This is a genomic window from Aquitalea sp. S1-19 (genome assembly GCF_024343515.1).
In genome coordinates, this window is record NZ_RJTZ01000110.1 from 1 (window position 1) to 9,603 (window position 9,603).

The 9,603-nt window shown below is 57.3% G+C and carries 10 protein-coding genes; all 10 read left to right on the forward strand.

Features of this window, described 5'->3' with window-relative positions:
* Positions 1 to 70: 70 nt before the first annotated feature.
* Positions 71 to 481, forward strand: a complete 411-nt coding sequence (gene flgC / locus EGI20_RS14350) for a flagellar basal body rod protein FlgC (protein WP_124734360.1) — start codon at positions 71 to 73, stop codon at positions 479 to 481.
* A 20-nt stretch (positions 482 to 501) separates the two neighbouring features.
* Positions 502 to 1,185: a flagellar hook assembly protein FlgD gene (locus EGI20_RS14355; protein WP_498632295.1), complete on the forward strand. Its 684-nt coding sequence runs from the start codon at positions 502 to 504 to the stop codon at positions 1,183 to 1,185.
* 38 nt (positions 1,186 to 1,223) lie between these two features.
* A complete protein-coding gene (gene flgE / locus EGI20_RS14360; RefSeq protein ID WP_498632298.1) occupies positions 1,224 to 2,531 on the forward strand; it encodes a flagellar hook protein FlgE in 1,308 nt (435 codons plus the stop codon).
* 20 nt (positions 2,532 to 2,551) lie between these two features.
* Complete coding sequence (locus EGI20_RS14365; RefSeq protein ID WP_498632299.1) at positions 2,552 to 3,295, forward strand: flagellar basal body rod protein FlgF; 744 nt, start codon at positions 2,552 to 2,554, stop codon at positions 3,293 to 3,295.
* Between the two features lie 24 nt (positions 3,296 to 3,319).
* Positions 3,320 to 4,102, forward strand: coding sequence for a flagellar basal-body rod protein FlgG (gene flgG, locus EGI20_RS14370; RefSeq protein WP_498632301.1), 783 nt, complete (start codon positions 3,320 to 3,322; stop codon positions 4,100 to 4,102).
* Positions 4,103 to 4,119: 17 nt separating this feature from the next.
* On the forward strand, positions 4,120 to 4,812 hold the full coding sequence (locus EGI20_RS14375) for a flagellar basal body L-ring protein FlgH (protein ID WP_498632302.1): 693 nt from the start codon (positions 4,120 to 4,122) through the stop codon (positions 4,810 to 4,812).
* An 8-nt stretch (positions 4,813 to 4,820) separates the two neighbouring features.
* Positions 4,821 to 5,915, forward strand: coding sequence for a flagellar basal body P-ring protein FlgI (locus EGI20_RS14380; protein ID WP_498632304.1), 1,095 nt, complete (start codon positions 4,821 to 4,823; stop codon positions 5,913 to 5,915).
* 47 nt (positions 5,916 to 5,962) lie between these two features.
* A complete protein-coding gene (gene flgJ / locus EGI20_RS14385; RefSeq protein WP_498632306.1) occupies positions 5,963 to 6,898 on the forward strand; it encodes a flagellar assembly peptidoglycan hydrolase FlgJ in 936 nt (311 codons plus the stop codon).
* 55 nt (positions 6,899 to 6,953) lie between these two features.
* Complete coding sequence (gene flgK / locus EGI20_RS14390; RefSeq protein WP_498632308.1) at positions 6,954 to 9,050, forward strand: flagellar hook-associated protein FlgK; 2,097 nt, start codon at positions 6,954 to 6,956, stop codon at positions 9,048 to 9,050.
* Positions 9,051 to 9,065: 15 nt separating this feature from the next.
* Positions 9,066 to 9,603, forward strand: a 538-nt coding sequence (flgL, locus tag EGI20_RS14395; protein ID WP_498632309.1) for a flagellar hook-associated protein FlgL, incomplete at its 3' end; no start/stop codon positions are given.

Here is a 9,603-nt window from a genome sequence, read left to right on the forward strand (position 1 = left end):
AGAGTACGCTGACATTCCTCAATCGCCGCATCACCGGCCTTGCCGACGCAATCAAGGGTGGTCAATAAAAATGTCGCTTTCCAATGTATTTACCATTGCCGGTTCTTCACTGACCGCGCAATCGCAACGCCTTAATCTGGTCGCCAGTAATATATCCAATGCCGAGAGCGCCACCAGTTCGACCGGCGAGCCTTATCGTGCTCGCCATGTGGTGTTTTCGGCGACGCCGGTGTCAGCCAGCCAGCCGCAAGTGGCCGGTGTGCGCGTGACCCAGATCGTCGAGGACACGTCGCCATTCCGGCTGAAATACGACCCTTCACATCCGTTGGCAGACGAGAAGGGTTATCTGAAACTGCCCAATGTGAATCCGGTGGAGGAGATGGCCGATATGATCTCGGCCTCGCGCTCCTACCAGACCAGCGTAGAAGTCATGAATACCGCCAAGACCCTGCTGCAGAAAACCCTGCAGCTGGGGCAGTAATAAAAGAAAGGGCTTGAGCCATGGTGAGTGCTGTCAGCAATCAGGACATGATTTCCGACCTGAATAAAACCGGGAATGCGGGTCGCTCGAAAGCGGATGCCAATTCCGCTCAGGGGATTCAGGATCGTTTCCTCAAGCTGCTGATGACACAGCTGCAGGCGCAGGATCCGTTGAACCCGATGGACAATGCCCAGATTACCAGCCAGATGGCGCAGATCAGCACCGTTACCGGCATGGAAAATATGAACAAGACCATGGGTATGCTGTTGCAGTCGCAATTTGCCAACCAGTCGATGATGGCGGCGACCATGATAGGCAAGGATGTGATGACCGATGGCAATGCGCTGCATCTCAAGGGTGAAGGCGGCAAGGCCAATGGTGCGGTCGAGCTGAACGGGCCGGCCGACAAGGTGACAGTCACGGTATCGGACAAGGATGGCAATGTGGTCAGTACCATCGCTATCGACAAACCAACAACCGGTATCAACAAGTTCGAGTGGGACGGCACTGATGGTAGCGGCAATAAACTCCCCGAGGGCGAGTACAGTTTCAAAGTCGAGGCCAGTAATGGTGGTGTGGCCGTGAAAGCGAACCCGCTGGGTTTCAGTAAGGTGACTGGCGTGACCTGGGAGCAGGGTGTTCCGATGCTGATGCTGGCCAATGGCAAGAGCACCAGTCTGGGTGAAATCATCCAGATCGTTTAAGCGCGGCGTACACAAGAATACGGCAATAGGGGCGAGACATGAGTTTTCAGCAGGGTTTGAGCGGTCTGGGGGCAGCATCCAAACAGCTGGATGTAATCGGCAACAACGTGGCCAACGCCAGCACCGTGGGTTTTAAAAAGGCACGCGCAGAGTTTGCCGATCTGTATGCGGCGAGTATGTATGGTGTATCGGCCAGTGCGACCGGTATCGGCTCGCGTACGGTGGCGGTCACCCAGCAGTTCAACCAGGGGCCGGTGACCAGTACCGGCAACCCGATGGATATGGCGATTACCGGTCAGGGTTTTTTTCGCATGCAGGGTGCCGACGGGCAGGCAATGTATACCCGCAATGGCGAGTTTCAGCTCGATCGCGAGGGTTACTTCGTCAATGCCGGCCATTATCTGACCGGTTACGGGGTGGATGACAAGGGGCAGGTGGTGGCAGGGCCGCCGCAGCCTTTGCGTGTTGATACTTCTAATATCGGTGCCAAGGCGACTAGTAGCATGATTCTGGGCTCTAATCTGGATGCGCGTGCCGAGCCGCCGGCCAAGGCATTTCCCAATGTTTCTCCCGGCTCGAATACGCCCGACCCGAAGAGCTACAACTACACCAATACCGTGACAGCCTACGATAGTCTCGGCGTCAGTCACCAGGTGAGCTTCTACTATGTGCGTAAGCCCGATGCGGCTCCCGTGCCACCGGCAACCGAAGGGGTGAAGTCGCTGGAATGGGATGTCTATAGCAGCGTAGACGGTGGCGCTATTGCTACGGCGGCACCGGTGCCGCCTGCGACGGTAGGCGCGCCTGTCGCAGCAACGACGCTGCAGTTCGACTCCAGCGGTAAGATTGTGGCACCCAACGGTAAATTTACGCTGAGTCAGGCGGTAACCAGTGGTGGTGCGCCCTTGAGTATCGCGGTCGAAATGACCGGTTTCACCCAGAATGCTGGCCCGTACGCCAATGCCGAGCAGCGCGTCGATGGCTGGGCCGACGGCGTGCTCTCCAGCGTCAGTACCTCGAAGGAAGGTTATGTCGAGGCGCGTTACTCCAATGGCCAGACCAAGATTATCGGTCAGGTGGTGCTGGCCAATTTTGCCAATGCGCAAGGCTTGCAGCCGGTTGGTGATAATCGCTGGGTCGAAACCTATGCTTCGGGCGGTGCCAAGATCAATACGCCAGGCAGCAGCAATGTCGGCTATGTGCAAGGGGCGGCGCTGGAAGACTCCAACGTCGACATGACCACCGAACTCGTCAATATGATCACCGCGCAGCGTTTTTATCAGGCTAATGCACAGACCATCAAGACGCAGGACACGGTATTGCAGACGCTGATCAATATCCGCTGATTGCATTGAGGAGCTAGGCGATGGATCGCATGCTGTATCTGGCCATGAATGGTGCCAAACACGTCGAATGGCAACAGTCGACCACGGCGCAAAATCTGGCCAATGTCCACACCAATGGCTACAAGGCCGACCAGGTGGTGTTCCGCGCCTTGCCGGTGGTGGGCGACGGTTCGCCTACCCGCGTTTATCAGGTCGACAATACCGTGGGGCACGATCTGTCGCAGGGCAGCTTGCAGCAAACCGGCAACGAGAGCGATTTTGCGTTGGCCAATGATGGCTTTTTTGCCGTAACAGCACCGGATGGAACCGAGGCCTACACCCGCGATGGTGGTTATGTGCTCGACGAAGCCGGCACCATGCGTACCCGTTCCGGCCTGCCGATTATCGGCGAGGCCGGACCTTTGCAGGTGCCGCCCAATAGCCGGGTGCTGATTGCCAAGGATGGTTCGGTGTCTGCGGTGCCGACCGAAGGCGGGGATCGTAACCCGCAGGAAGTCGGACGTATCAAGCTGGTCAACCCGGGCGCACGTGCCGTGTACAAGGGCGAGGACGGCCTGTTCCGTCAGCACAGCGGTGCGGTGGCTGTGGCCGACCCCGATGTAAAAGTGGTCAGCGGTGCGCTGGAAGCCTCCAATGTCAATGCGGTTGAATCACTGGTGCAGATGATCAGCCATGCCCGTCACTATGATCTGCACGTCAAGCTGATGCAGACCGCCGACCAGAATGCCCAGCGCGCGACACAATTGTTGTCGCTGAACGCTTAAGCCGCCAGATAAGGAATCCGCATCATGATGCGTTCGTTGTATATCGCCAAAACCGGCATGGATTCCAGCCAGTTCCGGCTGGACGTGACCTCCAATAACCTGGCCAACGTCAATACCAAGGGCTTCAAACGCTCCAACGCGGTATTCGAAGACCTGTACTACCAGACGCTGCGCCAGCCCGGCTCCCAGATCGCCGGTGGCGGCACCTTGCCGACCGGTTTGCAGGTGGGTACCGGCTCTGCGGCGGTGGCTTCTGCCCGCATACACTCGCAGGGTAATCTGGTGCGGACCGAACAGACTTTCGATATGGCCATCGTTGGCGATGGTTTCTTTCGTGTCCAGATGCCGGACGGGATAGCAGGCTATACCCGTAACGGTGAATTCAGGCGCAATGAAGAAGGCACCATCGTCAATTCGGCCGGCTATGCGCTGGACCCGGCGATTACCATTCCATCCGATGCGTCCCAGGTCAGCATTTCCGATTCGGGTGTGGTGCAGTATTTTATCAAGGGCAACCCTGACCCGGTGGTGGCCGGCACCATCCAGACTGCGTCGTTTATCAATCCGCAGGGTCTGGAGAGTCTGGGTGAAAACCTGTACCTGCCAACCGCAGCTTCCGGTGCCGCGATCGAGGGCGACCCGGGGACGGAGGGGCGGGGCAAGATCAGTCAGGGCTATCTGGAAGACTCCAACGTCAATGTGACCGAAGAGCTGATCAATATGATTCAGGCGCAACGTGCATTTGAAATGAACTCCAAGGCGATCAAGACCGCTGACGAGATGCTGCAGCGTGTGGCGCAGTTGTAAATAAGTAGAGGCAGTTCATGAATCAGTATTGGGTAAGGCGGCTGGTCATGGCGCTGGCTTTGTGCGCGTTGTCGGCGTGTGCGGTGCAAGCGCCTTCCATCGTGCAGCAGCCGGTGTCGGTGCGCCCGCAGCCGGTGCCGCTGGCTGTGCCTGCCAATGGCTCCATTTTCCAGCAGGCCAGCTTTCGTCCGTTGTTCGAAGATCGTATGCCGGTCGGGGTGGGTGATATCCTGACGGTACAGATCGAGGAAAATACCCGCTCGTCCCTGAGCGAGGAGTCCAAGGGTAGTCGCGACGCCAGTATCAAGGGCAGCATCGACGCCAGTATCAATATCCCTTTTTTCTCCAATTATCTGGAAAACAAGCTGGGTGGCACATCGTTGAATGGCAGCGGTTCGGCCAGCCGTAACGGTAAGGGCAGCAATACCAATGTCAGCTCCTTCAATAGCTCGATCTCGGTGACGGTGATCGATGTGCTGGCCAACGGCAATCTGGCGGTGAGCGGCGAGAAGCAGATGAAAATCAACGAGGAGCTGGAAGTGGTTCGGCTGTCGGGGGTGATCAATCCGCGCGATATCAAGAAGGGCAATGTGGTGTCGTCGACGCGCATGGCAGATGCGCGCATCGAACAGGTCAATCAGGGCAGTAACCGCCTGTTTAACCAGACCGGCTGGCTGTCGCGTTTCTTTTTGACCATCTTGCCGTTCTAGGAGTGCTTGTGCGTAATGTGATTTTTGCCTTGTTGGCGGCACTGATGCTGCCATTGACGGCACAGGCCGAGCGGCTGAAGGATATTTCCAGTATTGCCGGTGTGCGCCAGAACCAGTTGATCGGCTATGGTCTGGTGGTGGGTCTGGATGGCAGTGGTGACAAGGGTAATTCGTCTCCTTTCACCACCCAGTCGCTGGGCAATATGCTTAACCAGCTCGGGGTGCAGATTCCGCAAGGCATGAAGCTGGATCCGAAAAACGTCGCCGCAGTCAGTCTGACCGCAACCTTGCCGGCCTTTGCCCGCAGCGGGCAGAAGATAGATGTCACCGCCTCTTCGCTGGGCGATGCCAAAAGCCTGCGTGGCGGTACCTTGCTGCTGTCTCCGCTCAAGGGCGTGGACGGGCAGATTTACGCCATGGCACAAGGCAGCCTGATTGTCGGCGGTGTGGGGGCTTCGGCGGCGGGTAGCAGCGTACAGGTCAATCATCTGTCGGTCGGGCGGGTACCCGGTGGCGCCATCATAGAGCGTGATGCGCCGGTGGCATCCAGTCAGGGTGTCGTTGAGCTGGAACTGAACGAGGCCGACTTCAGTACTGCCAATAGTGTGGTGTCGGCCATTAACCGCGAGTTTGGCGGAGGCGTGGCGCGTGCCATAGATGGACGGCTGGTCGAAGTTTCCGCGCCGCAGGACAGCAATAGCCGGGTGGCGTTTTTGGCACGGCTGGAAAATATTGCCGTCACACCGGCAAAAGCCTCCCCTCTGGTGATCGTTAATGCCCGAACCGGCTCCATTGTCATGAACCAGACGGTGACGCTGGAGCCCTGTGCCGTAGCGCACGGTAATCTGTCGGTCACGGTCAGCAATACCCCGCAAGTAAGTCAGCCCGGTGCTTTGGCCGGTGGGCAGACCGCTGTCACCAATCAGGCTGAGATCAATATCAAGGCCGATGGCGGCAAGGTGATCAGCGTGCCGCGCGGTGTCGACCTGGCTCGTGTGGTCGCTGCGCTTAATTCGCTGGGCGCCGGCCCGCAAGACCTGATTTCCATTCTGCAGGCAATGAAGGCCGCCGGTGCCCTCAAGGCTGAATTGCAGATTATTTGATAGTTGGCACTATTATTGCATGACTAGGTGCAATAAGGAGAGCTTGTATGTCCGTCGTGTCATCCCTTAATCCCGCTACCGATTTATCCCGCCAGCTGGCACTCGACCCGTCGGGTGCCAGCCGCTTGGCCGATATTGCCCGCAAGAGCCCGGAAGAGGGTATACGGCAGGTTGCCCACCAGTTCGAATCCATGCTGATGGAGACCATGGTGCGCTCCATGCGGGCGACTGATCTTGGCGGCGAGGAAGACAGCTCGGATATGCAGACCTGGCGCGGCATGCTGGACCAGCAGATGGTGCAGGCCATGGTGGGCTCGGGTGGCATCGGCATGGGGGATATGCTGGCACGCGAGATAGGCAAGCTCTCCCAAGTTGATATGCCTGCGCGGGAGGTGCAGCGTTTGGCCAGTCCTGCATCTACCTTGCCATCTGCGTTGTTGCAATCGCTTGAGCGTGCCCGCCTGGCAGTTAAGACCGTAGCCGAGCCGGCGGCCATGTCTGCTGATAGCCAGGTTGCCATTCCGCGCGAGGCGCGGGCCTTTGTGGAGACCCTGTTGCCACATGCACAAAAAGCGGCCGCGCAACTGGGGGTCGATGCGCACCTGATTGTCAGTCATGCCGCGCTGGAGTCGGGCTGGGGCAAGCGTGCCATCCGTCATCCGGACGGGCGCGAGAGCTACAACCTGTTCGGCATCAAGGCCGGTGGTAGCTGGCAGGGCGATAGCGTCGCGACGCTGACCACAGAATTTGTCGGTGGCAAGGCACAAAAACAGGTGGAAAGTTTCCGTGCCTACGGGTCTTTGCAAGAGGCGTTTAACGACTACGCCCGCCTGATACAGAGCAGCCCACGTTATCAGGGGGCGCTGGGTAGCGGAGGAGATGCCGCCGCCTATGGCAAAGCGCTGCAACAGGGCGGCTATGCGACCGACCCTTCCTACGCCCAGAAACTGCTGGCTGTCGCGCGTAGCGCCAAGCAGGGATAAATACTAAACATTCTGCCGAACTGGTCGATAAGCAGAGTGTGATGAAGGAGATAACGTGTCTATTTTCAATATCGGTTTGTCTGGGCTTAATGCTGCTCAAGTTGCGCTCAGCACCGTAGCCCAGAACGTGACCAACGTGAATACTCCCGGCTATCACCGTCAGCGCGTGAGTCAGGCCGCACAAATGCCCAGCTTCGAAGGCTATGGCTTTGTCGGGCGCGGGGTCGAGATGACGGCGGTGAACCGCGTCTACAACAGCTATCTGGAACGTCAGCTGACGACTGCGACGACGCAGGACAGCAAGCTGACGACGCAGATGTCGTATTTGTCGCAGTTGGAAGATTTGCTGGGGGATGACGCCACCAGTCTGGGTTCCAGTATGTCCGATTTGTTCAAATCCATGCAGGCATTGAATTCGACGCCGGACTCCATTCCGGCGCGCCAGTCCGTGGTCAATAGTGCGCAAGCATTTGCCGGACGGGTGCAGTTGGTGAATGGCCGTTTTGAAGAATTGCGTACCGGTATCAATACCCAGATCCGCTCCAGCGTCAGCCAGATCAACGCCATCGGCAAGCAGATTTCCGAAATCAATGTGCAGATCCAGTCCCTGGGTCAGGGCGCAGCGATTCCCAATGATCTGATGGATAAACGGGATCAGCTGGTGCTGGATCTGAACCGTCTGGTGAAGGCCGATGTGACCGTACAATCGGATGGCCGCTATACCGTCTCGATTGGTAGCGGTCAGGCGCTGGTGGCTTCTGGCGACCACTTTCCTTTGGAAGTCGTTGAATCGTTGGATGACCCGCAGAAACTGGAAATTGCCTATGCCGGCAGTAATGGGACGGTCCGTATTCCCGACCGCTTATTCGAAGGCGGCTCGCTCTCCGGTTTGATCAATAGCAAGGCCGAGGCACTCAACCGCTCGCAGGCGGATTTGGGGCGTCTGGTGATCGAGGTGGCCGATCAGCTCAACCGCCAGTCGAGTACCGGGCGCGACCTATATAACCAGCCCGGTGGCGATATCTTCAAAAGCCTCAATGCGTTTCGGCCCTTGCCGGTAGGTGAAGAGATTCAGCCACCAACTGTGCCACCGACTTTCCAGACACTGGAAACGCAGATGAAAAGCTACCGCGATGCGGCAGCAAATTTTTCGGTCGTGATTACCGACCCGTCAAAACTGGCGGTGGGCTCTTCGCTTAAGGCTTCGCTGCCGCTGGATGGCAAGCTCAAACCGACGATTTCCTCGGTGTGGCAATCTGCGCAAGGCAGTAATGGGGCTGCCATACCCGCCTTGCCCGGGCCGATAGAACTCAAGTATGTTCCGGATGCGAAGCCGCCATTCACCGCCGAAGGCTATACCGTGAGCGATGCGCCAGGCGTGCCGGGCGGATATGTTTTGACTAGCGATACCGATCCGTCTTTGGTTGTCGAATTCAAAGCCGAGGGCATGGGCGAGAATGCCGCGACCCTGATTATTTCGAATAAGGCTCTGGGGAAGGATGCCAACTCCGGTTTTGCAGTCAAGCCTGAGGCCGGAGGGATCGCCGCCATGTGGGCGCCTTATGGCGATCCGGTAGGGAATGTGCCGGCCGCAGGCGTCAGTATTAGCTGGGATGGAAGCGGCTGGTCTGCGCCGTCAGGTTATACGGTAGAGGCGGCTAATCCGCCTGAAAACGGTTACCGCATTATGAATGGTGCAGGTGAGCAGGTGGTCGGTTTTGCGGCTGATCCGGCCAAGCTTGCTGCTGGCAAGAGCTTTACTATCGGATCGGGGCCATCGGATTTCACACCATCTGACAACAGCAATATGCTGGCGATGGTCAAAATTCAGACCAAGAAGACAATGAGCAGTACCCCCGATGGCATCAGTAACTTCAATCCGGGGGATATGGCAGGAAAAACGACGGACTTTCAGGGCTTTTTCGGTCAGCTGGTCAGCTTTGTCGGTAACAAAACCAATGAAGTTAAAATTGCCGCACAGGCTCAGGCCGTGAGCCTGAAGGAAACCTATGTGACACGCGAAAATTTTTCCGGCGTTAACCTCGATATCGAAGCGGCCAACCTGATCCGTTTTCAGCAAGCGTATCAGGCGTCCAGTAAGGTCATCCAGATTGCACAGCAGGTTTTTTCCGATCTGCTGCAAATGCGCTAACAGAGGTATTGCATCATGCGTATCAGCTCTAATTCCCAATATATCGCCACCAATTACAGCCTTAGCAGCAATCAGGCACGGTTGGCCAGCCTGAACGAACAGCTTTCATCGCTTAAACGCATCAACCGCCCATCGGATGATCCGGTTGCCTCCGCCCAATTGATCAATCTGGGTCAGTCCATATCGCGCAATGATCAGATGATGATCAATACCCGGACTATAGAGTCGACGCTTGCTTTATCCGAGGAATATCTGTTCCGTGGAGGGGAGGTCCTGCAAAGTATTCAGAATCTGGCCATTCAGGCAGGTAATGCCTCATTGACGGATGAGGATCGCAGCTATTTGCGTACCCAGTTGCAGGAGCAGGTCAAAGGCCTGGTCGGGATTGCCAATAGTGCGGACGGTCAGGGCAAGTACCTGTTTAGTGGCACCAAGTCGGATACGCCGCCATTCGAGCTGACGCTGGAGCCGACCATGAGCATCCAGTACAAGGGAGACTGGCAACGGCAGGATGTCGCGGCTTCTGCGTCTCGTGATATTGCCATTACCGAGC

What these genes read in the sequence shown, in the direction of transcription:
- flgE (WP_498632298.1), top strand. Translation starts at nt 1,224, where the DNA reads ATGAGTTTTCAGCAGGGTTTGAGCGGTCTGGGGGCAGCATCCAAACAG.
- EGI20_RS14375 (WP_498632302.1), top strand. Translation starts at nt 4,120, where the DNA reads ATGAATCAGTATTGGGTAAGGCGGCTGGTCATGGCGCTGGCTTTGTGC.
- flgG (WP_498632301.1), top strand. Translation starts at nt 3,320, where the DNA reads ATGATGCGTTCGTTGTATATCGCCAAAACCGGCATGGATTCCAGCCAG.
- flgC (WP_124734360.1), top strand. Translation starts at nt 71, where the DNA reads ATGTCGCTTTCCAATGTATTTACCATTGCCGGTTCTTCACTGACCGCG.
- EGI20_RS14365 (WP_498632299.1), top strand. Translation starts at nt 2,552, where the DNA reads ATGGATCGCATGCTGTATCTGGCCATGAATGGTGCCAAACACGTCGAA.
- EGI20_RS14355 (WP_498632295.1), top strand. Translation starts at nt 502, where the DNA reads ATGGTGAGTGCTGTCAGCAATCAGGACATGATTTCCGACCTGAATAAA.
- flgJ (WP_498632306.1), top strand. Translation starts at nt 5,963, where the DNA reads ATGTCCGTCGTGTCATCCCTTAATCCCGCTACCGATTTATCCCGCCAG.